General features: G+C 71.9%; 19 protein-coding genes and 1 riboswitch. Of the genes, 9 read left to right on the forward strand and 10 right to left on the reverse strand.

Annotated features, from left to right (window positions below):
* Positions 1-13: 13 nt before the first annotated feature.
* Together ACZ6B8_RS36765 and ACZ6B8_RS36770 are read right to left on the reverse strand one after the other, a co-directional pair.
* Positions 14-1,423: an alpha,alpha-trehalose-phosphate synthase (UDP-forming) gene (locus tag ACZ6B8_RS36765; protein WP_471610048.1), complete on the reverse strand. Its 1,410-nt coding sequence runs from the start codon at positions 1,421-1,423 to the stop codon at positions 14-16.
* A 100-nt stretch (positions 1,424-1,523) separates the two neighbouring features.
* Positions 1,524-2,468 (reverse strand): glucosyl-3-phosphoglycerate synthase, encoded by a 945-nt coding sequence (locus ACZ6B8_RS36770; protein ID WP_471610049.1) that lies wholly within the window; start codon positions 2,466-2,468, stop codon positions 1,524-1,526.
* Positions 2,469-2,609: 141 nt separating this feature from the next.
* Positions 2,610-2,766: riboswitch (SAM riboswitch) on the forward strand.
* A 17-nt stretch (positions 2,767-2,783) separates the two neighbouring features.
* Between ACZ6B8_RS36770 and thrC the strand changes: the two genes are divergently transcribed.
* From thrC to groL, 4 genes are all read left to right on the forward strand, one after another.
* Positions 2,784-4,082 (forward strand): threonine synthase, encoded by a 1,299-nt coding sequence (gene thrC, locus ACZ6B8_RS36775; RefSeq protein ID WP_471088013.1) that lies wholly within the window; start codon positions 2,784-2,786, stop codon positions 4,080-4,082.
* Positions 4,083-4,169: 87 nt separating this feature from the next.
* Positions 4,170-4,445: a MoaD/ThiS family protein gene (locus ACZ6B8_RS36780; protein WP_150217764.1), complete on the forward strand. Its 276-nt coding sequence runs from the start codon at positions 4,170-4,172 to the stop codon at positions 4,443-4,445.
* A gap of 420 nt (positions 4,446-4,865) precedes the next feature.
* Entirely contained in the window at positions 4,866-5,069 is a 204-nt protein-coding gene (locus tag ACZ6B8_RS36785) for a cold-shock protein (protein ID WP_005315736.1), read from the forward strand.
* A gap of 317 nt (positions 5,070-5,386) precedes the next feature.
* Positions 5,387-7,012: a chaperonin GroEL gene (groL, locus tag ACZ6B8_RS36790; protein WP_471088011.1), complete on the forward strand. Its 1,626-nt coding sequence runs from the start codon at positions 5,387-5,389 to the stop codon at positions 7,010-7,012.
* Positions 7,013-7,112: 100 nt separating this feature from the next.
* Here the strand turns inward: groL and ACZ6B8_RS36795 are convergent, their stop codons facing one another.
* Positions 7,113-8,414 carry an esterase/lipase family protein gene (locus ACZ6B8_RS36795; protein WP_471610050.1) on the reverse strand — a complete coding sequence of 434 codons (1,302 nt, stop codon included), beginning with the start codon at positions 8,412-8,414 and terminating at the stop codon, positions 7,113-7,115.
* Positions 8,415-10,737: 2,323 nt separating this feature from the next.
* Here ACZ6B8_RS36795 and ACZ6B8_RS36800 point away from each other — a divergent pair.
* Both ACZ6B8_RS36800 and ACZ6B8_RS36805 read left to right on the forward strand, forming a co-directional pair.
* A complete protein-coding gene (locus tag ACZ6B8_RS36800; protein WP_471088320.1) occupies positions 10,738-10,950 on the forward strand; it encodes a hypothetical protein in 213 nt (70 codons plus the stop codon).
* Positions 10,947-11,180: a hypothetical protein gene (locus ACZ6B8_RS36805; RefSeq protein WP_471088007.1), complete on the forward strand. Its 234-nt coding sequence runs from the start codon at positions 10,947-10,949 to the stop codon at positions 11,178-11,180. Before ACZ6B8_RS36800 ends, ACZ6B8_RS36805 begins: the two co-directional genes overlap by 4 nt.
* A 64-nt stretch (positions 11,181-11,244) precedes the next feature.
* Here ACZ6B8_RS36805 and ACZ6B8_RS36810 read toward each other — a convergent pair whose 3' ends face one another.
* Positions 11,245-11,664, reverse strand: coding sequence for a winged helix-turn-helix transcriptional regulator (locus tag ACZ6B8_RS36810; RefSeq protein ID WP_471610051.1), 420 nt, complete (start codon positions 11,662-11,664; stop codon positions 11,245-11,247).
* A gap of 109 nt (positions 11,665-11,773) precedes the next feature.
* Here ACZ6B8_RS36810 and ACZ6B8_RS36815 point away from each other — a divergent pair, with 109 nt between their 5' ends.
* Positions 11,774-12,661, forward strand: a complete 888-nt coding sequence (locus ACZ6B8_RS36815; protein WP_471610052.1) for an NAD(P)-dependent oxidoreductase — start codon at positions 11,774-11,776, stop codon at positions 12,659-12,661.
* 9 nt (positions 12,662-12,670) lie between these two features.
* Here ACZ6B8_RS36815 and murQ read toward each other — a convergent pair whose 3' ends face one another.
* Both murQ and ACZ6B8_RS36825 read right to left on the reverse strand, forming a co-directional pair.
* Positions 12,671-13,690: an N-acetylmuramic acid 6-phosphate etherase gene (gene murQ, locus ACZ6B8_RS36820; RefSeq protein WP_471610053.1), complete on the reverse strand. Its 1,020-nt coding sequence runs from the start codon at positions 13,688-13,690 to the stop codon at positions 12,671-12,673.
* A gap of 65 nt (positions 13,691-13,755) precedes the next feature.
* Entirely contained in the window at positions 13,756-14,682 is a 927-nt protein-coding gene (locus ACZ6B8_RS36825) for a MurR/RpiR family transcriptional regulator (protein ID WP_471087999.1), read from the reverse strand.
* A gap of 52 nt (positions 14,683-14,734) precedes the next feature.
* On the opposite strand from ACZ6B8_RS36825, the gene ACZ6B8_RS36830 reads away from it, so the two are divergent.
* Both ACZ6B8_RS36830 and ACZ6B8_RS36835 read left to right on the forward strand, forming a co-directional pair.
* Complete coding sequence (locus tag ACZ6B8_RS36830) at positions 14,735-15,094, forward strand: hypothetical protein (RefSeq protein ID WP_471610054.1); 360 nt, start codon at positions 14,735-14,737, stop codon at positions 15,092-15,094.
* Entirely contained in the window at positions 15,091-15,357 is a 267-nt protein-coding gene (locus tag ACZ6B8_RS36835; RefSeq protein ID WP_471610055.1) for a DUF4031 domain-containing protein, read from the forward strand. The genes ACZ6B8_RS36830 and ACZ6B8_RS36835 overlap by 4 nt, the downstream gene beginning before the upstream one ends.
* Here the strand turns inward: ACZ6B8_RS36835 and ACZ6B8_RS36840 are convergent.
* The 4 genes from ACZ6B8_RS36840 to ACZ6B8_RS36855 form a co-directional block, all read right to left on the reverse strand.
* Positions 15,354-20,177 (reverse strand): HD domain-containing protein, encoded by a 4,824-nt coding sequence (locus ACZ6B8_RS36840; protein WP_471610056.1) that lies wholly within the window; start codon positions 20,175-20,177, stop codon positions 15,354-15,356. The genes ACZ6B8_RS36835 and ACZ6B8_RS36840 overlap by 4 nt on opposite strands.
* 10 nt (positions 20,178-20,187) lie before the next feature.
* Positions 20,188-20,556, reverse strand: a complete 369-nt coding sequence (locus tag ACZ6B8_RS36845) for a Pepco domain-containing protein (RefSeq protein ID WP_471610057.1) — start codon at positions 20,554-20,556, stop codon at positions 20,188-20,190.
* Positions 20,557-20,617: 61 nt separating this feature from the next.
* Positions 20,618-21,844, reverse strand: a complete 1,227-nt coding sequence (locus tag ACZ6B8_RS36850) for a Cmx/CmrA family chloramphenicol efflux MFS transporter (RefSeq protein WP_471610099.1) — start codon at positions 21,842-21,844, stop codon at positions 20,618-20,620.
* A 306-nt stretch (positions 21,845-22,150) separates the two neighbouring features.
* Positions 22,151-23,227: a GNAT family N-acetyltransferase gene (locus tag ACZ6B8_RS36855; protein ID WP_471610058.1), complete on the reverse strand. Its 1,077-nt coding sequence runs from the start codon at positions 23,225-23,227 to the stop codon at positions 22,151-22,153.
* Positions 23,228-23,236 lie beyond the last annotated feature (9 nt).

Raw genomic sequence — 23,236 nt, forward strand, 5'->3', positions numbered from 1 at the left:
GCGCCCTACGGCGTCAGCCGGTGAGGGCCCGCAGCTGGTCCAGGAACCACTGGGCGGGCGGCAGCGCGGTGGCCGCCGCCGTGAGCCGCTTGGTGCGCTCGGCGCGCTCCTCCGCGGGCATCGACAGGCCGGTGTGCAGCGCCTGCGCGGTGGCCGACACGTCGTACGGGTTCACGGTGAGCGCGTCGTCGCCGAGCTCCTCGTGGGCGCCCGCCTCCCGCGACAGGACCAGCGCGCAGCCCTCGTCGGAGACGACCGGCACCTCCTTCGCGACGAGGTTCATGCCGTCCCGGATCGGGTTCACCAGCGCCACGTCCGCCATCCGGTAGGCGGCGAGCGAGCGCGCGAAGTCGTCGTCGACGTGCAGCAGGACCGGGGTCCAGCCGGGCGTCCCGTACGCGGAGTTGATGGACTCGGCGACCCGGGCGACCTCCGCCGTGTACGAGCGGTAGACCGCCAGGTCCTGCCGGGAGGGGTAGGCGAAGGCGACGTGCACGACGCGTTCGCGCCACTCGGGGTGGGTGTCGAGGAGCTCGCGGTAGGCCAGCAGGCCGCGCACGATGTTCTTCGACAGCTCCGTCCGGTCCACCCGGACGATCAGCTTCCGGTCCTCCCCGTCCTGCGCGCCCGTCTGCTCGCGCAGCGTCCGCATCCGCTCCTCGACGTCGTCCCGCCGCGAGCGCTCCCGCAGGAAGTCCGCGTCGGCACCGAGCCCGTGCACCCCGATCCGGGTGCCCGAGGTCCCGCCGACGAGCCGGACGCAGCAGTCCGTGAAGGCGTCCGCCCACCGCCCGGTGAGGAACCCCAGCCGGTCGGCGCCCAGCATCCCGCGCAGCACCTGCTCGGCCACGTCGTCCGGCAGTATCCGGAAGTAGTCGGCGGGCGCCCACGGGGTGTGCGAGAAGTGGCCGATCCGCACGTCCTCCCGCAGCTCGCGGAGCATGCCCGGCACCAGCGTCAGGTGGTAGTCCTGCACCAGGACCGCGGCGCCCGGCGCCGCCTCGGCCGCCAGCGCCTCGGCGAACGCCCGGTTGTACCTCTCGTACGCCGCCCACTGCGCCCGGAACTCCGGCCCGAAGGCCGGCTCCAGCGGGGTCTGGTAGAGCATGTGGTGGACGAACCACAGCACCGAGTTGGCGATGCCGTTGTACGCGTCCGCGTGGACGTCCGCGTCGATGTCCAGCATCCGCACGCCCGGCTCGCCGACGCCCCGCCGCACCGCCTCGCGGTCGCCGTCGCCGAGCGCCGCGCACACCCACAGCGCGTCCGCGTCGTCACCGATGGCGCTGAGTCCGGAGACCAGACCGCCGCCACCGCGTTTCGCGGTCAGCTCCCCGTCCTCACCCACGGTGTACGAGACGGGGCCGCGGTTGGACGCGACGAGTACCTGCGCTGCTGCTGACGAAGCGGACTCGGAGACCATGTGGCAAAACGTAGCCCGTCCCGGGCCCGGGCAAACGTACGACCGGACTCCGCGTGCGGCCCGGCCGGATGTGACCCCCGCGCCGGCCCCCGCCGCCCCCCTACGCCACGCGGCGGCGCGCGTACTCGGCGACGCCCGCCATCGGAGGCCGCTCCTCCGTGTCGACCGGATACGTGCGCGGCACGAACCCGTCCGCGCCCCGCTCGAACTGCGTCAGCTCCGGACGCACGAGATGGCCGCGCGCCAGCCGCAGCTGCGCCGTCCGGTAGATCGCCGCCGCCATCCGCCCGAGCGCCTGCCCGTCCTGGTGCCGGTGCCTGCGCACCCCCACGTCCACCTGCGCCAGCGCGTCCAGACCCACCGTGTGCAGCGCGTCGACGAGCAGCCCCAGCTCCACGCCGTATCCGACGGGGAACGGCAGCCGCTCCAGGAGCGACCTGCGCGCCGCGTACTCGCCGCCCAGCGGCTGGACGAACCCCGCGAGCAGCGGCCAGTGCATGTTCAGAAGCGGGCGCGCCATCAGCTCCGTCACCCGGCCGCCCTGCCCCGCGGCCGACCCCAGCGGACGGTCGTACATCGCCTTCACGAACGCCACGTCCGGGTCGGTGAGCAGCGGCCCCACGATCCCCGACACGAAGTCCGCGGAGAACTCCCGCAGATCCGCGTCGACGAACGCCACGACGTCCCCGCCCGTCACCAGGAGCGAGCGCCACAGCACCTCGCCCTTGCCGGGCACCGGCGCGAGGCGCGGCAGGATGTCGTCCCGGTGCACAACCCTGGCCCCGGCCGCCGCGGCGACCTCCGCCGTACGGTCCGAGGAGCCGGAGTCGATCACCACGAGCTCGTCGACCAGCGGCAGCCGCTCCATGAGTTCCCGGCGGATCTCGGCGACGATCTGGCCGACCGTGCCCTCCTCGTCGAGCGCGGGCAGCACGACGCTCACCGTGGTGCCCGACGCCCGCTTGGCGGCGGTCAGCAGCTCCGGCGGGCGGTCGGCGACGGAGAAGGAACGCCTGCTCAGCCAGTGCTCGACCTCTTCCAGCACGGTCGCGGTCCTCCCATATGTGATCCATCTCGCGGTTCGGACGACTATCTCAAGGGTCCGGGGCTTCGGTTACAGTCTTGAACAACGCCGGTGACCATCGCATGTCGGGGTCATCGCCGCCTGAGATCAACAATCGAATACCGCTCATCCAGAGGGGCAGAGGGATACGGCCCGTTGAAGCCCCGGCAACCCTCCAGCCGGTCTCGTACGCGATCAAGTGATCAGCGCCGCGAGGCTCCCGGCTAGGGAAGGTGCCAAATCCGTCTCGCGGCGAGATGCGTCGCGAGGAAGATGAGGAGAAAGGGCCTCGCCTCCATGGCTGTGCAGACTGTCGCCACCGAGAACACCACCACCACCTCCGTAGACCTCGGCCCCGCATCGGGACTCTCCTGCCGGGAGTGCGGCACCACCTTCCCGCTCGGCCCGATCTTCGCCTGCGCCGAGTGTTTCGGCCCCCTCGAAGTCGCGTACGACCTGCCCCTCGGCGACCCGGAAGCCCTCCGCAAGCGGATCGAGGCGGGCCCCGCCAACATCTGGCGGTACGCCCCGCTGCTGCCCGTCCCCGCCGACGTGGCCGACAAGCCGAACCTGAACCCCGGCTGGACCAAGCTCGTCAAGGCCGACAACCTCGCCGCCGAGATCGGTGTCCAACAGGGCAAGTTGTTCGTCAAGGACGACTCCGGCAACCCCACGCACTCCTTCAAGGACCGTGTCGTCGCGCAGGCCCTCGAAGCGGCCCGCGCCTTCGGCTTCACCACCCTCTCCTGCTCCTCCACCGGCAACCTCGCGGGCGCCGTCGGCGCCGCCGCCGCCCGCGCCGGCTTCCGCTCCTGCGTGTTCATCCCGCACGACCTGGAGCAGGGCAAGGTCGTCATGGCCGCGGTGTACGGCGGCGAGCTCGTCGGCATCGAGGGCAACTACGACGACGTGAACCGCTTCTGCTCCGAGCTCATCGGCGACCCGCTGGGCGAGGGCTGGGGCTTCGTCAACGTCAACCTGCGGCCGTACTACGGCGAGGGCTCCAAGACCCTCGCGTACGAGATCTGCGAGCAGCTGGGATGGGTCCTTCCCGACCAGCTGGTCATCCCGATCGCCTCCGGCTCGCAGCTCACGAAGATCGACAAGGGTCTGAAGGAGCTCATCGCGCTGGGCCTCGTCGAGGACAAGCCTTACAAGATCTTCGGCGCGCAGGCGGAAGGCTGTTCCCCGGTGTCGGCGGCCTTCAAGGCCGGCCAGGACGTGGTCCGCCCGCAGAAGCCGAACACCATCGCCAAGTCGCTGGCCATCGGCAACCCGGCCGACGGGCCGTACGTGCTCGACATCGCGCGGCGTACGGGGGGTGCGGTGGAGGACGTCGACGATGAGCAGGTCGTCGAGGCGATCGAGCTGCTCGCTCGGAGTGAGGGGATCTTCGCGGAGACCGCGGGCGGGGTGACGGTGGGCGTCACGAAGAAGCTCGTCGAGGCGGGGCTCATCGATCCCTCACTCACCACGGTGGTGTTGAACACCGGTGACGGGCTCAAGACGCTCGACGCTGTTGCCGAGAGGTCTCAGGCGACCGCCACGATCAAGCCGAGCCTTGAGGCGTTTCGCTCCGCGGGTCTGGCCGGCTGACCTTCTCCTTTCCCTGCGGGCCGGATGTGGCTGGCCGCGCAGTTCCCCGCGCCCCTGACGGGGCCCGTATCCCCTGAGGTGAAACCCATGAGCGTCAACGTCCGGATCCCCACCATTCTCCGCACCTACACCGGCGGCAAGGCCGAGGTCGCCGCCGAGGGGGCGAACCTGGGTGAGGTCATCGCCGACCTGGAGAAGAACCACACCGGCATCGCCGCCCGCGTCCTGGACGACCAGGGCAAGCTGCGCCGGTTCGTGAACGTGTACGTCAACGACGACGACGTCCGGTTCGAGCAGGGCCTGGAGACCGCCACTCCCGACGGTGCGGGCGTCTCGATCATTCCGGCCGTCGCCGGCGGCTGATCGCTTTCCGCAAGAACCCTGCAGAAGTCGAATTGCCCTCTCCGGTGAGAAACGGAGGGGGCAATTCTGCATGGTTGAGCGCGGTACAGTTGGGAAGTGTGCTTCGCCGTTTGTGCCGAGCGCATATACGAAGTCGACCCGGAGTCGACAAGAAGCAGCCAATGCGCGCCGCCCATTTGAGCCCCATGTGGCTTTTGCCCGGCCCGACTTGCCCTGAATTCCGGCAAATTCTCCGCATATTACCGATCGCGCGTGCCCAGAATTCTCGTCCGATTGACCTGTTGCAGACGGCAGTTGGACAGATACATTCAGCGGCGGTCGACGCGTTCCGGCGCACACCCCCAATCAGTGGGGGGTGAGGTCTGACCCGGGTCCGCGAAGTGCGGTCCTGTGCAAGGGCCAGTAATAGGGGAGTTAGGCATGGCTCAGGGCACCGTCAAGTGGTTCAACGCGGAGAAGGGGTACGGCTTCATCGCGGTCGACGGTGGTGCGGATGTTTTCGTCCACTACAGCGCGATCCAGATGGACGGGTACCGCACCCTTGAAGAAGGTCAGCGAGTCGAATTCGAGATCTCGCAGGGCCAGAAGGGTCCGCAGGCGGACATGGTCAAGCTCGCCGTCTAGCTCGGCGCGATCGACCACCGAAGCAAGCATCGCGAGGGGCTCGTATCCCGTCAGGGGTACGGGCCCCTCGTGTGCGCGGGGTCCGCGCGCCGGGCGCCCGGACCTGTCCGAGATCCTCGAGAGGCGCTTGCACTCGCAGGGGTCGAGTGCTAATCATTGGGCTTAGCACTCTCCGAGTGAGAGTGACAGAACTTGGATCGGGTCGGTGAGGCCCGCAGGCCGGGTGGGGCAAGGAACCACAAGGGCTGCAGGCCGTCCGTCGCGGGCACCAGCACGGTCCGTTTGCTTTTCCACCCCGTCCGGGAGGACCACTTCACATGGCCAAGATCATCGCGTTCGACGAGGAGGCACGGCGCGGCCTCGAGCGCGGCATGAACCAGCTCGCCGACGCCGTCAAGGTGACCCTGGGCCCCAAGGGTCGCAACGTCGTCCTCGAGAAGAAGTGGGGCGCCCCCACGATCACCAACGATGGTGTCTCCATCGCCAAGGAGATCGAGCTCGAGGACCCGTACGAGAAGATCGGCGCCGAGCTGGTCAAGGAGGTCGCGAAGAAGACGGACGACGTCGCCGGTGACGGCACGACGACCGCGACCGTCCTGGCCCAGGCCCTGGTGCGCGAGGGTCTGCGCAACGTGGCCGCCGGTGCCAACCCGATGGCCCTCAAGCGCGGCATCGAGAAGGCCGTCGAGGCCGTCTCCGGCGCCCTGCTCGAGCAGGCCAAGGACGTGGAGACCAAGGAGCAGATCGCTTCGACCGCCTCCATCTCCGCCGCCGACACCCAGATCGGCGAGCTCATCGCCGAGGCGATGGACAAGGTCGGCAAGGAAGGCGTCATCACCGTCGAGGAGTCGCAGACCTTCGGTCTGGAGCTCGAGCTCACCGAGGGCATGCGCTTCGACAAGGGCTACATCTCGGCGTACTTCGCCACCGACATGGAGCGTATGGAGGCGTCGCTCGACGACCCGTACATCCTGATCGTCAACTCGAAGATCTCGAACGTGAAGGACCTCCTTCCGCTCCTCGAGAAGGTCATGCAGTCCGGCAAGCCGCTGCTGATCATCGCCGAGGACGTCGAGGGCGAGGCCCTGTCGACCCTGGTCGTCAACAAGATCCGTGGCACCTTCAAGTCCGTCGCCGTCAAGGCCCCGGGCTTCGGTGACCGCCGCAAGGCCATGCTCGGCGACATCGCCATCCTCACCGGTGGCACCGTCATCTCCGAGGAGGTCGGCCTCAAGCTGGAGAACGCCGGTCTCGACCTGCTCGGCCGCGCCCGCAAGGTCGTCATCACCAAGGACGAGACGACCATCGTCGACGGCTCCGGTGACAGCGACCAGGTCCAGGGCCGCGTCAACCAGATCCGCGCCGAGATCGAGAACAGCGACTCCGACTACGACCGCGAGAAGCTCCAGGAGCGCCTGGCGAAGCTCGCGGGCGGCGTGGCCGTCATCAAGGCCGGTGCCGCGACCGAGGTCGAGCTCAAGGAGCGCAAGCACCGCATCGAGGACGCCGTCCGCAACGCGAAGGCGGCCGTCGAAGAGGGCATCGTCGCCGGCGGTGGCGTGGCCCTGCTGCAGGCCGCCTCGGTCTTCGAGAAGCTGGACCTGCAGGGTGACGAGGCGACCGGCGCCAACGCCGTGAAGCTCGCCCTGGAGGCCCCGCTCAAGCAGATCGCCGTCAACGGTGGTCTCGAGGGTGGCGTCGTCGTCGAGAAGGTGCGCAACCTGACCGTCGGCCACGGCCTGAACGCCGCGACCGGTGAGTACGTCGACATGATCGCCGAGGGCATCCTCGACCCGGCGAAGGTGACGCGCTCTGCCCTGCAGAACGCCGCCTCCATCGCCGCGCTGTTCCTCACCACCGAGGCCGTCATCGCCGACAAGCCGGAGAAGGCGGGCGCCGCCCCGGCCGGCGGCGGCATGCCGGGCGGTGACATGGACTTCTGATCGGCTCCGGCTGATCACTGGTTCATCGCTTCACGCGAACCGAGGGCGGCACTCCTTCTCAGGAAGGGGTGCCGCCCTCGGGCGTTCGGCCGGGGCAGGACTACGGCAGGCGGTCCATGATCCAGGTGCAGAGCTCCTCGGTCACCAGGGTGTGGCCCTCGTTCCGCGAGGCGCAGAGGAACTCGTCCAGCTCGCTGTCCTCGTCGGCCGAGGCCGTGACCGGCCCGTACAGCTTCTCGTGGGTGTCGATGTCGCGCAGCGCGATGGCGCTGACCGTCGGCACGAAGCAGTGCTCGCGGATGTCCGCCTCGGAGCCGAGGCCGATGAGCGCGGGAATCTTGTTCAGCTCGTCGGCGAGGATGCCGAAGCCCTCCAGGGTGCCGCCGGGCGCGCCGTCCATCTCCGGCAGGCCGGAGGTGCGGACGCGGGGCTTGCGCAGGGTCACCACGCGCAACTGCGCGACGAGTTGGTCCTCGCCCGTGGACTGGGTGTGCAGGTGGGTGCCGGTGATGGCGAGGCCCGCGCCGTGGAAGGCCTTCTCGCCCGGCGCGATGCCGTTGCCCTCCCCGCTCCGTGACCCGTTGGCGACACCGATCTTCCGGGGCCGCGCGGGCCAGCCGCCGACGCGCTCCAGTTCGGCGAGGAACTCCACGCGCTCCTTGTCGGTCTCCGGGGTGTCGTCCCACTCGGAGATGTGCTGCCACAGCAGCTGGCGCGCGGCCGGACTGTTCATCTGGTGCGAGAACGCCGCGTTGAGGCGCCGGATGTAGTGCGCGAACGACTGCAGGGCGATCGGGATCCACGCGCCGCGGTGCGGGCTGTCGTAGGAGAAGTAGAGCGCCGTCTCGTGGTCGATGCCCTCCTGTTCCATCCTGGCGAGCGCGTACCGCGTGACGAGCCCGCCCATGCTGAACCCGCCGACCGTCAGCGGACGGTCGCCCTGGCGCCGTGCGATCGCCTCCAGGATCGCGGCGCGGGCGACCTGCGCGTTGTCCAGGATGGAGGCGCTTCGCTCGTCGAAGCCGAGGAGGACGACGTCGTAGCCGCGGCGGCGCAGGGTGCTGAGGAACGGGTACGGGCCGCGCTCCAGGATCTCCCAGGAGAAGTCCAGCTCGCTGGGCCCGGTGTTGAATCCGTCGCCGAGGATCACGGGCCGGGTCAGCCCCTGCGCCGGGTTGGCGAGGTACACCCAGGCCCTGCCGTTCGGCAGCGCCCACTCCTCGTCCGGCTCCGGCGCCTCGGCCGGCTGCTCCCTGGCCTCCCGGGACCCGGGCGCCAGGGTGACGCGGGCGGCGGCCCCGAAGGCCTCGGAGATCTGCGGGTCGACGGGCTCGTGCGGTTCGTCCGACGCGGACGACGCGGATGACGCGGACGACGCGTTGGGGTCGCTGGGCTTGGTCATGGGTCCCCTCCGGTGGTGCGGCTTCGCTGGGGTGCCATCTTTGGTACGTCCGGCAGCCGCCGGGTAGGGGGAGCGCCCGGATACGGGCAGGGGTGGTGCCCTTTCGGACAGGGCGGGTTCGGCCGGTTACGGCTGGGGCGTGAGGGGCGGGGCGCGTTGGCCTGCGGTGTACGGGGGGACGGGGCGTGGTGCCCTCGCGGGGCGGCGGCGCGTCGGCCAAGTCGGTGGGGGTGGGGGCGTGGCGGGGGGCGGAAACGGGGGCGAAGTCTGTCGCGAAGGTGACCGGGGTGGGGGAGTCTTCGGTGGGGCGGTGCGTTTGCCGGTGGCCGGGGGGGCGTCTTCGGTGGCCCGGCGCCTTCGATGCGTACCGGGGCCGCCCGGGTTGTTGCGGAGTGTGGCGCCTCCGGGCCGGCAGTAAAGGGCGCTCCTTCGTCGCGTCGGCTTCGCCGATTCCGCTGCGCTCCACCCTTGACTCCCGTCCCTCCACCGCAGCGAAACGTCCGACCCGGCCGGCCAGGGTGAGGCGGCGGGTTCGGCTGGGATGGGTCATCACCTTTCGCTGCCGGGTGCGGACCGGCCCATCGCGGGCGGACGCCCCGGTGCGAGCTCGGCCCACGGCCCGTCTGGTCGGGTCATCGGCCTTCGCGGCCGGGTGCGGACCGGCCCATCGTGAGCGGACGCCACGGTGCGAGCCCGGCCAGCCGCGCGGCATCGCCGCTCGGGACATCCGCTTTCGCGGCCGGGGAGCGGTCCGGCCCATCGTGGGCCGACGTCCCGGTCAAGGTGGTGGGGTCGGGTGTGCGGGGCGGGGTCTCGGGGTCGGGGACCTACTTCGGGAAAGTTGCGAATAGAGACGCCACGCGCCCCCTGCCATCACCGCGAATGCGCCCCCGCGACGTGACCCCGCCCTCTGACCTCAGGTGCGGCCCGGCCCCTCGTGAGCCGCCGTCGTAATCGGCGCTCGGGTCATCGGCTCGCGTTGGCGGGTGCGGCTCGGTCCATCGTGGGCGGCTGCCAGGGTCGGGGTTCGGTCCGCCCTCCGGCTTCGCTGCTCGGGGCATCGGGTTGTGTTGGCGGGTGCGGGGTGGCTCATCGTGGGCGGGTGTCAGGGGCGGGGTGGGTGTTGGGCTGGAGGTGGGGCCCTCTGCCCCTGAGGGTTTGGCACCTACTTTGGGAAAGTTGCGAAGCATTGCCCCGTGCGCCCCTTGCCCGCGCCCTGTGCGCCGGCGGGCGGGTGGCCGGTCGTAGGATCCCACTCACCTACGCGAGCCCAGCAGCCCCACTCAACTCCCTCGTCTCGCAGGCCTCATGCGTCACGAGATCCCGCCCGTCCCAGGATCCCCGTGTCCCGCAGAGGACCTGTCCGTCCCATCGCCGCCAGCGGGTTGGCTGGTTCCGGGGGCGCTTGGGTTGTGACAGGGGGGCGCGCGGCTTCCTCATTCGCAACTTTCCCAAAGTAGGTGCCAGACCCCCTCGGCGGGCAGTCCATCGAAGGTGGCATCCGCCGACGATGGACCGGTCCGCACCCGGCACCGCGAGCCGATGGCCCGACCAGAGCGGCCGTGGGCCGGGCTCGCACCGTGGCGTCGGCTCACGATGGGCCGGACCGCTCCCCGGCCGCGAAAGCGGATGTCCCGAGCGGCGATGCAAGGCGGCTGGCCGGGCTCGCACCGGGGCGTCGGCCCACGATGGGCCGGTCCGCACCCGGCGGCGAAGGCCGATGACCCGACCAGTTGGACCGTGGGCCGAGCTCGCGCCGTGGCGTCCGCCCACGATGGGCCGGTCGGCACCCGGCGACGCGAGCTGATGACCCGATCAGCCGGGCTGCGCGGCTGGCCGAGCTCGCACCGTGGCGCCCGCCCGCGATGGGCCGGTCCGCACCCGGCAGCGAAAGGTGATGACCCATCCCAGCCGAGCCCGCCGCCTCACCCTGGCCGTCCGGGTCGAACGTCAACGTGCGGTGGAGGGGCGGGAGTCAAGGGTGGAGCGCAGCGGAATCGGCGAAGCCGACGCGACGAAGGAGCGCCCTTTACTGCCGGCCCGGAGGCGCCACACTCCGCTCTCACCCGGGCGGCCCCGGTAGGAATCGAAGGCGCCGGGCCACCGAAGACTCCCCCCCCCGGGCCACCGGCAAACGCACCGGCCCACCAAAGCCCCCGACACCCCGAACCCACGCGCAGCGTTCTGCGCCACGGGTTCGATCACGGCCACAGAGCCCCCATGGAGCATGGGGAGTTGTTGGGTCGGCGGAGCTGTTCAGCGGGCGCGGAGCCGGACACGCTGGGTGAGTGAAGAGCAACACTCGGTGGGAAAGGCGGAGCTCATGGCGCTGACGGCGCGGGAACGGGTGCGGGCGGCGGAGGAGGCCGTACGGCAGTTGAGGGCGGGCCTCGAAGGGGTCGGCGTCACGCTGCCGTCGTTGCGGATCGATCCGCTGACCGCCGCGGACGAGGGCGCACTGCCCCTCGTGGAGTTGGGGCGCTGCAACCTCGACACCGCACTGCGGCTGGCCGCCGTTCTGGAGGGGGCGCGATGAGCACCGAGGACCCGAGCGTGCCGGAGACGGGGACCTACGCCGTGGACTACCGGGACGGGAGCGTGGGGGAGGTGATGGGGTGCGTGGGCGGACTCGTCCAGCTCAGGCCGATCGGCGGCGGCCGGGAGTGGGACTGCCCGCCCGCGGAGATCGGCGACGCGCCACCGAAAGAGGTGCTCCGCGAACGGGTGCGGGAGCTGAACCGGCAGGCGCAGGCCAGGCCGCGATGAAAGCCACGCGCGCGCAGGAGGCTCGCTCCGCCGGCATCGGGTGCGAACTCCTGCGCCGGACGCGTCACGCAGCCGGATCCGCTCCCGGCGACCGTCGGGTCGGCGCGGTCGGCGCGGTCGGCGCGGTGGGTGCGGTGGGTGCGGTCGGTGCGGTCGGGCGTTCGCGGCCCCAGGCGGCCAGCGGCTGGAGCGCGGAGTTGAGGCGGGTGCCGTCCTCGGTCAGCGAGTACTCGACGCGGGGCGGCACCTCGTCGTAGGAGGCGCGGTGGACGACGCCGTCCGCCTCCAGCTCGCGCAGGTGGGAGGCCAGCACCTTCTCGGTGATGCCCGGCAGCAACCGGCGCAGCTCACCGAAGCGGCGGCAGGGACGCTCGTGCAGCGCCCACAGGATCAGCACCTTCCACTTGCCGCCGATCACCTCCATCGCCGTATCGATCCCGCAGATGTGCCCGTCCGGTGCGCCCGGCCTGTTCAACGACGCCATGCCCCGCCCCCTCCATGCCCCGCCCTGACGTGCTCGCTCACCTCAGGGTAACCACCCACTCCCAAGTGCGTACTTGTCCGCCTCCGGGCCTGTGACCAGGCTGATCGACATGACACAGCACCCTGTTGAGAAGACCCCCGTCACCCTGCTCGGCCTCGGCGCGATGGGCACCGCCCTGGCCCGCACCTGGCTCGCCGCCGGCCACCCCCTCACCGTCTGGAACCGCACCCCGGCCCGCGCCGCGGCACTCGCCGCCGAGGGCGCGAAGGTCGCGGGCACCGCCCGCGAGGCGGTCGCGGCGAACACCCTGATCGTCGTCTGCCTGCTGGACGACGCCACGGTCGACGAGGTGCTCGACGGCACCGACGTGACCGGCAAGGACGTGGTCAACCTGACCACCGGCACGCCCGCGCAGGCCCGCGCCCGCGCCGCATGGGCCCGCGAGCGCGGCGCCCGCTACCTGGACGGCGGGATCATGGCCGTCCCGCCGATGGTCGGCGTACCGGAAGCGGGTGGCTACGTCTTCTACAGCGGCTCGCGCGCGCTCTTCGCACGGCACCGGGAGACGCTGGGCGTCCCGGCCGGCACCACGTACGTCGGCGAGGATGCGGGCTTCGCGGCCCTGCACGACGTGGCCCTGCTCAGCGCCATGTACGGGATGTTCGCCGGGGCCGCGCACGCCTTCGCCCTGGTCCGCAAGGAGGACATCGACCCGGCGTCGCTCGCCCCGCTGCTCGCCGACTGGCTCGTCGCGATGGCCCCGTCGGTCCACCGGACCGCCGGCCAGCTGCGCGGCGGCGACTACACCGAGGGCGTCGTCTCCAACCTGGCCATGCAGGTCGCCGGCACGCCGACCTTCCTGACCACCGCCGAGGAGCAGGGCGTCAGCACCGAACTGCTCGCCCCCTACTTCGCGTTGATGCGCCGGCGCCTGGCCGAGGGCGTGGGCGCGGGCGAGGAGGACCTGACGGGAGTGATCGACCTGCTGGCCCGTTGACCGGCTCCCTCACGGATCCGTCCGGTCCGAGGCGTGGGCGGAGGCGCGGGCGGAGGTGGCGCGGGCGGTGGCGGCGTGGTCGAGGGCCGTGCGGAGGTGGCCGGACGACGTCGCCAGGAGGGTGGCGGCGGTCGCGGCGTCCACGCCGCCCAGGAGGGTGAGGATCGCGTTCTTCACCTCGCCGTCCGTGGCGGCGAGGGCCGCCTCGATCTCCGCGTCGGACGCGCCCGTGGCGAGGGCGACGATCCGGCGCGAACGGGCCCGCAGCTTCTCGTTGGAGGCGCGGACGTCCACCATCAGGTTCCCGTACGTCTTGCCGAGCCGGATCATGGTGATCGTCGACAGCATGTTGAGGACGAGCTTCTGGGCCGTGCCCGCCTTCAACCGGGTGGATCCGGTGAGGAGTTCGGGGCCGACGACGACCTCGATGCCGTGGTCGGCGGCGGCCGCGAGCGCGCTGTCGGCGTTGCAGGAGAGGCCGATGGTGAGGGCGCCGCGGCGGGCGCGGGCGTGCTCGACGGCGCCGATCGCGTACGGGGTGCGGCCCGAGGCGGAGACGCCGACGACGACGTCGTCCGCGGTGAGGCCCAGGGCGTCCAGGTCCGCGGCGGCGAGCTCCTTGCTGTCCTCCGCGCCCTCGACCGCCGTGACCATGGCGCCGGGACCGCCCGCGATCAGGCCGACGACCTCACCGGGGTCGGTGTTGAAGGTCGGCGGGCACTCGGAGGCGTCGAGCACGCCGAGCCGCCCCGCGGTGCCCGCGCCCGCGTAGACCAGCCGCCCGCCGCGGGCCATCCGCTCGGCGGTGCCGTCGATCGCCGCCGCGATCCGGGGCAGCTGCTCGGCGACGGCGGCCGGGACGGTGGTGTCCTCGCCGTTCATGATCCGGGCGATCTCCAGGGTGGGCAGCCGGTCGATCTCGGAGAGCTCCGGCCGGAACGCCTCGGTGGTGAGGGTGGCCAGCTGGGCGCGGAGCTCCCCGTAGGGGTCGCCCGGGTGGGAGGGGGTGGCGCCGGTGGTGGAGGTCATGACGTCTGCGGCTCTTTCGTGTCCGGTACGTACGGGTGGCGTGATCGGGGAGGTGGGCGCCGCGCTCAGCGGGGGCCGGCGCCGCGTGGACTGTGGCGGTGAGCCAGGGCCTCGTAGGACGCGGCGAGCGCGGGGGCCGCCGTCTCGTACGTCCGCTGCGCCACGCCCACGAACAGGCAGTCCACTACGAGGAGTTGGCTCGTGCGGGACGACATCGCGGCCGGCCGCAGCTCGCTCTCGCGGGCCGTGGAGGTGGTCAGTATGTGGTCGGCGTACTGGGAGACCGCGCCGTCCGGACGCCCGGTGACCGCGATCGTCGTCGCCCCGTGCTCGAAGGCGACCCGCAGCGGTTCGATCACGTCGCCCGTCGAACCGGAGTGGGTGATCGCGATGGCGACGTCCTTGGCGCGCAGCGTCACCGCGGTGGTGACGGCCAGGTGCGGGTCGGAGTGCGCGTGCGCGATGTGCCCGATGCGCAGCAGCTTCTGGGCGAGGTCCTGGGCGACGAGCCCCGAGGCGGCGACGCCGTAGATCTCCACGCGCCCGGCGCCGGCGAGCGCGGTGACGGCGGCGCCGAGCTGCACGGTGTCGAGCGCGGCGGCGGTGTCGGCGAGGGTCTGCTGCTCGTCGTAGGCGAGCTTGGCCACGACGTCCGCGATCGGGTCGTCGACGGCGATGTCCGCGGTCACGGCGGGCGCGCGGCCGGACTGCTGCTGGGCGGCGAGGCCGGCGAGGGCGAGGCGGAGGTCCCGGTAGCCGGGGTAGCCGAGGAGGCGGGCGGTGCGCACGACCGTCGCCTCGCTGGTGCCGGTGAGCTCGGCGAGGCCGGTGACCGTGAGGGCGGCGCATCCCGCGGGGTCGCCGGCGACGGCCTCGGCGACGCGCTGCATGGAGCGGGTCATCGACGGCGCCAGGGTCCGCACCTTGGCCGCGAGGGCGGCGGGGGCGGGGGGCGCGGCTCCCGCGAAAATTTCCTTCACGTCATGGGTCACGTCTGAAAGGTATTTTCGGGGGCGGGGGCGGTCAAGGGGTGACAATGGCTGCATGGACACGATCGACCCCCTGGAGCAGGCGTTGCACGCCGCCCGCGCACTCGTCCTCGCCGACCTCGTGGCCCGCGAGGTGGCCGCGGCGGAGGTCGTCTCGACGGTGGAGGAGTCGGTGGCGCACCGCCGCTGGTGGGTCGAGCAGTGGCCGGAGGGCGTCGCGTACGTCGCCGGTCTCGTCGCCCAGGACGTCCAGGACGCGCTCCTGGAACGGTACGGGCGGTGGCCGCTGTGCCCCGTCTGCGGCACGGGCGACCCGCACGCGCTGGACGTGGAGCCGGAGTTGGGGCCCGACCCGCACTGGGTCTGCGGCAAGGCGGGCGTCGTGGTGGCGCCGGTGGGCGGGCTCACGCCGTGACGGTCTACATCGACCCGCCGACCTGGCCGGGGCACGGCCGGATGTGGTCCCACCTGGTCAGCGACGTCTCGTACGACGAGCTGCACGCCTTCGCGGCGTCCATCGGCTGCCCGCCCCGCGCCTTCGAGCGCGACCACTACGACGTGCCGTCCGAGCGGTACGGGGACGCGGTGCGGGCGGGCGCGGTGGAGATCGGCTCGAAGGAACTGGTGCGCAGGCTCACGGGGGCGGGGCTGCGGCGGCCCAAGGGGCGGTCGGCCTAGCCGCCGGGGGATGGCGGCCTACGCCGGGCGTCCGGCTCCGCGTCGAGGGGCACGGCCCGGGTCAGCGATTCCGGGCTGAACCACGTCTCCGCTTCGTGGCGCATGTCCAGTTCGGTCGCGGAGAGAGCGACGTCGTGGAAGGGCATCGCCAACCGCATGGCCACGGAGGCCAGCGTGGCGAGGGAGACCCGTGTGCGGGGCCTCTCCCTGCGCCAGGCCTCGACGTCCGTCCAGGCGCCCGGAGTGAGCGCGTCGAGCAGCGTGATCTCGGCTTCCGTCTCGTGCTTGCGGGACGGGGAGGGCTCGGCGATCTCGAAGCCGAGGCCGGTCAGCTGCTCGGCCACGGAGTCCGTGTACGGGCCGTCGCCGGCGTCTTCGGCGTCCATCGCGTGGGGATCCATGCCGACGTGCAGCGCGACGGCCCTGAGCTCCATGGGCGGGACCGGTCCGTAGTCGTTCGGGTCGGGCAGGTTCGCGTAGAGCACGGCGGTCACGTCCTCGTCGGACAGCCGGGACAGCGCGGAGGGGTCCGGGGTGCAGGCGTACCCCAACGAGACGAGGCGGGAGGCCGCCTCGGCGAGGGAGATGTCGGCCGCGTTGGCCCGCGACGCGATGCTGAACAGGGTGACGGGTGCCTCGTCGTCGGCTTCCGCGAGACCGGCCCCCACGACTCCCGTGCCCAAGAAGGCGATTTCCTCCCGCGTCGGCAGCTCCCCCTCGTCGTCGGGCGGGACGGGCACGTCGTACCCCAACCCACGGAGCTGCGCCGCCGCGGAGGCCACGGACTGGCCGGTCCGTCGGGAGACCGCCGTCAGGTAGCGGAGCGGGACCGGGCGGTCCACGTCCGGCGAGTCACTCTCGTACTCCAGGAGCGCCCGGTCGTCGTCGGTCAGCGTGTCCGGCAGGGAGGCGCGCGGCGGAACAGCGAACCCGAGGCCCTCCAGGAGCAGGGCGACCTGATGGAGCCCGACGCCGGTGGCCTGCGCCACCGACGCCAGCTGTGCCGGTGAGATCTGCCGGGCCGCCTCCGGGGCGGGAGGTTTCGCGTACCCGCTCCACAGCATCTTGAGGACCGATTCCTCGTCGGCGGTCCATCCGTGCCGCTCGGGACACTGCTCGGTCACCGTGAATCCGAGTTCCCGCAACCGCTGTGCGGCCCGGGAGGTCGGGATCTCGGCCAGTGCCGCGCTCATGCAGACCTGCGCGGCGGGCAGTGCCGCCCCGGGTTCGAGCCAGCCGTCCGGGTCGCCGAGCGGGCGCAGCAGGGGAAGGTCCTTGCGGAGCACGGCGGTCGCCCCGTGCAGCGGCGCGGTGCGGTAGCCGAGTGATGTGAGGCGGCCGACGGTCTCGGCAGCGGACAGGCCGGTGAGCTCGACCCGCTCGAAGACGTCGGCCGCCGTGAGCTCCTGGCCCGGGTCCTGCCAGTGGGACAGCGCGTCGAGGCTGAGCACACCGAAACCCGCGAGCGTCGTCGACGGGTGGCCGAGCAGTCGGCGGCCGGTCGCCTGGGGACCCCTCACCCAGGACTCCAGGCCCAGATCCCAACGGGGGAACAGCGTCACATCTCCGTGCCGTGCCAGCAGTGCGATGTCCGACGGCCGCGCGCACGGAAGGTCCTCGAGGTCCGACGGGGGCAGTGTGAGCGGCGCGCCGAGCCCGGCCCGGTACAGCGTGAGGAGGCGCCAACGCAGCACCTCTTCGGGCAGGTTGAGCAGGAACGAAGCGGTGTGGTGCCGCGCGCCTTCCGGATAGCGACCGGTCACCAGGGGGAGCAGGGTCTCGTCGGGAGGGAAGAAGCCGACCTCCGCATAGGGCAGCGAGACGTCCCCCAGCTGCCAGGGCTGGTTGACGCGCTGGGCCTCCTCGGCGACCCGGTCTCCGAAGGAGACGGAATGCTCGCAGACACGGGTCAGCCACTGGGCGGTGGGCAAGGGCGTCCCGGGTGCGAAGAGGCTGGGCACCGCGGCCGTCATCCGCTCCTCGACGTGGTCCCGGTCGAAGGAGCGGAGGTTGCGCCGGTCCACCGTCAGTTCGGGGCGGTGCTCTCCGTGCAGGTTGACCAGGGCGCCGTACGGGGTGGTGCGGTGCATCAGGTTGTCGGCACTGGCGTACACCCCGTCCGCCAGGACCCAGCCCCGGCTGTCCACCCACCAGAGGTCGGGGTCGTCCGAGGGAAAGCAGACGCCGCCTCCCCGCAGGCTGACCCAGCTGCTGGTCAGTTGCAGTTCCATGCCGATCGGCGACGGTTCTCCCGGTAGCCACTCGTGCTGCCGCGACCCGTGCTCGGCCGTCGTACGGTACGGCGCCACCCACAGCACCTTCTGCAGCGCGGTCACACACGACACGGGGGCGCCGTGCTGGGGCAGGAGCAGCCGCACCGTGGTGCCCGAGGCGTCCGCGGGGCCCAGGTCCTCCACCCGGAACAGGTTGCCGGGTCCGGCAATCGACACTTGGAGGAGGCGGCCGGGGCGGCCGTCCCGGCCCATCCGGCACGTGCGTACGACGATCTCGTCGGCCAGCATGAAGTAGCTCAGGACCCCGATGCCGAAGCGCGAGTTGGGGTGCAGTTCGATCTTCGGGTCGGGCAGTTCCGCCCAGGCCGCCTGCTCCTCGATGTACTCGGGCAGGTCGACGAAGCGGGCGCCGCCCTGGGAGAAGACGTTGCTCAGTTCGTCGATGCCCATGCCGATGCCGTTGTCTCGACACTCCAGGTAGGGCCGGCCGTTCTCGCCAACCCCCTGGACGAACGCGATCCGCCCCTCCCAGCGGACGGACGTCCGGCCGGTGCGGTGCAGGTACTGCGTACGGCAGTCCGCGTAGCGCACCGCGTCCAGCGCGTTCTGGTACAGCTCCCGGACCGCCAACTCGCGCTCGCCATAGAGCTCTTCGCCCATCAGCAGCTCTTGGACCCGGTCCTCGGCGAGCTGGAAACGGATGCCGTTGGACAACTGGTCCGGTGTGTTGCCACCTAGCCGGACCCGTGAGCCGTCCGCGTACGGTGGCAGCGTCGACAGAGGGGCGAGCGTCGGGTTGTGCGCCTTGTTGATGTCGCGGAGCAGGCTGTCCACCCGCGACGCGTGCTCGCGCAGGGCGATCTGCACCGCAGGGTGACCGCACACCGCGTTCAGGGAGCGGCCCGTGCCCGACGTGCGCCAGTCCGAGGTCCGGACCGTGGCGCGGAGTTCCTCCAGGTTCACGCTGTCCGAGATGCCCAGGTGCTCCACGACGATCTCGGGGAGGTCGACGGGGTCCACCGCCATCGCGTACGCCGCCTTCGTGAGCGCGGCGACCAGCGGCTCGCGTACCTCGTGCTCGTCGGGCGCGCTCGCGGCGACCGTGTCGCGGTCGTGCAGGCCGTCACCGCGCGCGGTGGCGAAGGGGGCCGCGCGGTGCTCCTGGAGGAAGCGCATCAGGCGTTTTTCCGAGAGGGACTCCGTCACCCAGCGAGGGTGGTCGGAGCCGTTCGCGGGAGCGCCGACGAGGAGTTTCAGGGACTCCGCCGCGTACACCTCCGGCTGCTGGATCAGCCAGCGGTGGTAGAGCCACCAGCGGATCCGCTCCACCGAGCCGTCCGTCACCTTGGCCTGCTCCAGAGCGCGCAGCCTGCGCTTGATCCGCGGGAAACCCTGGGCGAACTTGCGGAAGCGGTCCTGGTCCGGGACCGGCCCCTTCGCGTCGTTGGCCAGCACGTCGCGGCGCCGCTCCGCCTCCTGCGTCCAGAAGGTCTGCTCGACCAGCGGGAGGAGGACGGCGAGCGCGGCCTCGGAAGGAGAGAGCTCGACGCCGTCGGCGAGCCGGTGCGTCAGGAAGCCGAGCCGGTCGTGCGTGCGCAGGGCCAGTTCCGCGTCGTGCCACGGGTCGGCGTGCAGGGCGGCCGCCGCCTTCTCGTACCCGGCGGCGAGACCCGTCGCGAGTGTTCCGCAGAGCTCGTGCAGGGTGTCCCGCGTCGGTCCCGGGCGCGTGCGCTGCCACACGGGGTGCTGGGCGACCGACCGGATCCACGGGTGGGCCTCGCTGTGCCGGTCGGGGCCGGGCAGGAGCGGGAAGTCCTGTTCGCCGGGCGGTAGTTCGGAGACCACCCTGATCTGTTGCGGGGCGCGGTCCGGCCGCTTGTAGGCACGGTGCAGGGCGGTGACGCGGATCTGGGTCTCCTGGAAGAACTCCTGGAGACGCATCGCGTGAGGGATCTTCTCGATCACGTCGCCGACGGCCCGCGTGAAGAGACTGAACGACTCGCCGGGCGCGATGCCGGTGTCGGAGCCGGGGGCCGCGCTCTCCGACTCCTTCACGAACAGCGCCTGCTGCGACGCCGAGCACCCGTACACGTACGCCACCTTGCGGCGCAGTGTGGCGGCGATCGTCCGGCGGGTCCAGCTCCGCAAGCCGGGCGGGCTCGCCTTCGCATCCCGTTGGACACCCTCACGGCAGGCGTCGATGAGGAAGACGACGTGACTCGCGGGTGAATCCTCCAGCTCCCTGCGCCAGTCGATCTCGATGCACGCGTCGGAGAACGGTTCGACGTCGTAGGTCGCGTCCTCGGGAACCAGGAAGTCCTGGCCCTCGAAGTGGTAGCCGTGTCCGCTGAGCAGGATCCACAGCGTGTCGTCCGGCCGTGCGTCCCGCAGGAAACCGCGGACCTGGGCGTGTACGGCGCTGGGAATGATGCCGCGCTTGTTCTCGACGATCTCCGCCGACCGAAACCCGCGGTCGGTCAGGACGTCACGCAGCCGCGCCAGATCGTCCTGGATGAACGGCAGGCTGTCGATGTGCGGCTCGTCGTAGTCGCTCGCGCCGATCAGGAGGGCCTTGTGCTGTGACACGGTCGCGCGCTCAGGCCGTCGGGCGCTTGAACGTCAGGGTCAGGCCCCTGGTCCCCTGTACCTGTCCGGTGCCGATGAGCTGGATGGAGCCGCTCGCGGTCACCTGGAACGAGAGCTGCGCCTCCGCGAAGGCGAGCGTGTTGTCCCGGTCCGCGACCTCCTTGAAGACCTGCTGCAGTGCGTCGACCGTCTCGGCGAGGTTCTTGCGGAGCGGGCCGAGCGGTACGGAGCGCAGTACCGAGTCGCCGTCCCGGCTGAAGAGACCCTTGGAGTCGGCGCCCGGGCCGCCGAGGTCCGTGTCCTCGTCGGTCGCGTCGACCCAGAAGGCCAGCGACTGGCCCTCGAACCAATCCGTCGCGTCGTCGTTCGCTCTCGTCATGCCGCCCCACCCCTGATTCGAGAGCCCCGGGGTCGCCGTGATCCCCGGGGCCCCGTCAACTTTAGTTCCAGGAAGGGTTTTTGGTGTCATCCTCGGAGCGGTTGGAGGGGGAGACGAAGGCCGTGGTGACGACGCGACTCGGGGTCCTCCGGTGCAGGCGCAGGGACAGCGCCACCGCGACGATCGCCGTCGCCGTCATCGCCGCGCCGGCCCACGCCGTGGCCCGGTAGCCGAAGTCGAGGTCGATTACCGTGCCGCCGAGCCAGGGGCCGCCCGTGTTGCCGAGGTTGAACGCCGCCGTCGTGGTCGCGCCCGCGAGGGTCGGGGCGGCGCCCGCGACGTTGAACATACGGGCGTTGAGCGCGGGCGCCGTGTAGAACGCGGAGACGCCGAGCAGGAAGCTCAGCGTGATCGCCGCCGCCGGGGTGGCCGCGAACAGGGCCAGGGCGATCAGGAAGACGGTGGACGCGGCGATGCCGCTCAGCAGGACGCCGAAGAGGTGGGCGTCCGCGACGCGCCCGCCGATCGTCGTGCCGACGAGGGCGCCGAGACCGAAGAGGCCGAGGATCGTCGGGACCCAGCCCTCGGAGAGGCCGGCCACGTCCGTGAGGAGCGGGGAGAGGTACGAGAACGCGCAGAAGACGCCGCCCGCGGCGAGGGCGGTGACGGCGACGGAGAGCCAGACCTGACGGTCCGCGTAGATCGAGACTTCCCTCTTCAGCCGGGGCTTCTCGGCGGGGAGCGGGATGCGGGGGATGAGGGCGAGCACGCCGACGAGCGCGACGGCGGAGGCGGCACCGACCGCCCAGAACGCGGAGCGCCAGCCGAGGTTCTCGCCGAGGAAGGCGCCCGCGGGGACGCCGAGCACGTTGGCGATGGAGAGACCGCCGATCATGACCGCCATGGCGCGGGCGCGTTGGTGGAACTCGACCATCGCGATGGCGACGGCGGCGCCGACGGCCCAGAAGCCGGCACAGGCGAGTGCGCTGACCACGCGGGAGGCGAACAGGATCTCGTAGGTGGGCGCGAGGGCACCGGCGACCTGGCCGAGGCCGAAGACGGTGATGAGGGCGACGAGGGTGGTGCGGCGGGGGAGCCGGAGGGTCGCCACGGCGAGGAGGGGGGCGCCGATGACCATGCCGATGGCGAAGGCGGAGATGAGGAGGCCGGCGCGGGGGATGGAGACGTTCATGTCGTCGGCGATGGGAGGGAGGAGTCCGGAGAGCATGAACTCGCTGGTGCCGAGGGCGAAGACGGCGAGGCCGAGCATGTAGACGGCTATGGGCATGCGGGCGGCCGCGCCGGACTCGGGGGTGGGGGCGGAATTCGGCATAACAGTGGTGAACGCCGGGGTGGCACCTGTCATTCCGTGGGGCGGGGCCGTGGTGCCCGAGCTGTCGGCCCGTCTCGGGTTCCGGGGGCCCTACGCGGACCCTGCGTCGCGGGACAGACGGGTGGGCGGGCGGCGAACATCCGCCGCCAAGCGGCGGGCCTGTTCGGCCCCGCAGAGGGAGCGAGGGAGGAACCCCCATCCCCCGACCCCGCCCCCGCCCCCGCCCCCGGCGAGAATCCGCACCGGGGCGAAGGAAGACGTTCAGGCCCGGCGCAGGCCGTATGCGAAGTTCGTGTCGCGGTCCGGCAGCCGCTCGTATCCCGCCCGCGCCGCCACGGCCTGGGACGGGACGTTGTCCGGCTCGACCACCGCCAGGAGCGACGTCACCTCCGGGTGCGTGAGGGCCCACTGCGAGAGCGAGCGCAGCGCCCCCGAGGCATACCCCCGCCCCCGCGCCCCCTCCACCAGGTCGTAGCCGACCTCCACGCAGCCGTTGTCGTCCGGCGGCCCGTGGAAGCCCATGCCGCCCACGGCCAGCTCGTCGTCGGTGCGGACCAGGACGTACATGCCCCACTCGGGACGGTGCACCCCGGCCGCGTACGCCTTCGTCACCATCTCCGCCGCCCGGCGCGACCCGTCGAAGGGGCCGTCGCCCAGCCACTCGAAGCCGCCCGTGCCACCCGCGGCGAGGTCCGCCGCCGCGGCGGGCGTCACCTCGCGCAGGGCGACGGGGCCGGCCGGCAGGGAGTCCGCGTTGCGCCAGCGCCAGTGCGGGAGCCGGGCGCGGCCCGGCAGCGTGCCGCGGCCGGTGGCCCACAGGAGCGTGGTCCACGGGGTGCCGCCCGCGGGGGCGGGCGGGACGTGCGGGAAGAGGTGGGTGAGGACGGCCTCGCAGAGGGCGGCGGGCGGCTCCGCGGCGACGTCCAGCGCGGCGGCGATGTCGTGGGTGTGGAGCAGCGCCTCCGCCACACCCATGGCCGCGAAGCCCGCCGCGTCCGCGCTGCCCGCGGGGTACGGGTGGAAGGCGCGCACCCCGCGCGGTGTCGTACGGACGACCGCCGCCAGGATGCCGCCCGTCGCCTCGATCGCGCGGATCGCGCCCTCGGGAGCCGTGCCCTTGTCGAGCACGGCCTCGAAGGGGACGTACGCGTCGGTGGGGCGGCCGGTCAGCTGGCCCGCGTACGCGACGAAGTCACCGGCGATGTGTTCGGCCGTGTACAGACAGCTCCAGTCGAGCCCGCCCGCCTTGACGTTCCAGTCGCGGTCCAGCGCCGCGCGCAGCACCTTCGCCGTGTGCGCCACGGTCTCGTCGATCCTGTCCCCACCCATGAGAAGCATGCGGTGAGG

Source organism: Streptomyces sp. NPDC041122, assembly GCF_055592445.1.

Coding starts and splice junctions, on each gene's coding strand:
- ACZ6B8_RS36765 (WP_471610048.1), bottom strand. CDS start 1,423: ATGGTCTCCGAGTCCGCTTCGTCAGCAGCAGCGCAGGTACTCGTCGCG.
- thrC (WP_471088013.1), top strand. CDS start 2,784: ATGGCTGTGCAGACTGTCGCCACCGAGAACACCACCACCACCTCCGTA.
- ACZ6B8_RS36780 (WP_150217764.1), top strand. CDS start 4,170: ATGAGCGTCAACGTCCGGATCCCCACCATTCTCCGCACCTACACCGGC.
- ACZ6B8_RS36785 (WP_005315736.1), top strand. CDS start 4,866: ATGGCTCAGGGCACCGTCAAGTGGTTCAACGCGGAGAAGGGGTACGGC.
- groL (WP_471088011.1), top strand. CDS start 5,387: ATGGCCAAGATCATCGCGTTCGACGAGGAGGCACGGCGCGGCCTCGAG.
- ACZ6B8_RS36795 (WP_471610050.1), bottom strand. CDS start 8,414: ATGACCAAGCCCAGCGACCCCAACGCGTCGTCCGCGTCATCCGCGTCG.
- ACZ6B8_RS36800 (WP_471088320.1), top strand. CDS start 10,738: ATGGCGCTGACGGCGCGGGAACGGGTGCGGGCGGCGGAGGAGGCCGTA.
- ACZ6B8_RS36805 (WP_471088007.1), top strand. CDS start 10,947: ATGAGCACCGAGGACCCGAGCGTGCCGGAGACGGGGACCTACGCCGTG.
- ACZ6B8_RS36810 (WP_471610051.1), bottom strand. CDS start 11,664: ATGGCGTCGTTGAACAGGCCGGGCGCACCGGACGGGCACATCTGCGGG.
- ACZ6B8_RS36815 (WP_471610052.1), top strand. CDS start 11,774: ATGACACAGCACCCTGTTGAGAAGACCCCCGTCACCCTGCTCGGCCTC.
- murQ (WP_471610053.1), bottom strand. CDS start 13,690: ATGACCTCCACCACCGGCGCCACCCCCTCCCACCCGGGCGACCCCTAC.
- ACZ6B8_RS36830 (WP_471610054.1), top strand. CDS start 14,735: ATGGACACGATCGACCCCCTGGAGCAGGCGTTGCACGCCGCCCGCGCA.
- ACZ6B8_RS36845 (WP_471610057.1), bottom strand. CDS start 20,556: ATGACGAGAGCGAACGACGACGCGACGGATTGGTTCGAGGGCCAGTCG.
- ACZ6B8_RS36850 (WP_471610099.1), bottom strand. CDS start 21,844: ATGCCCATAGCCGTCTACATGCTCGGCCTCGCCGTCTTCGCCCTCGGC.
- ACZ6B8_RS36855 (WP_471610058.1), bottom strand. CDS start 23,227: ATGCTTCTCATGGGTGGGGACAGGATCGACGAGACCGTGGCGCACACG.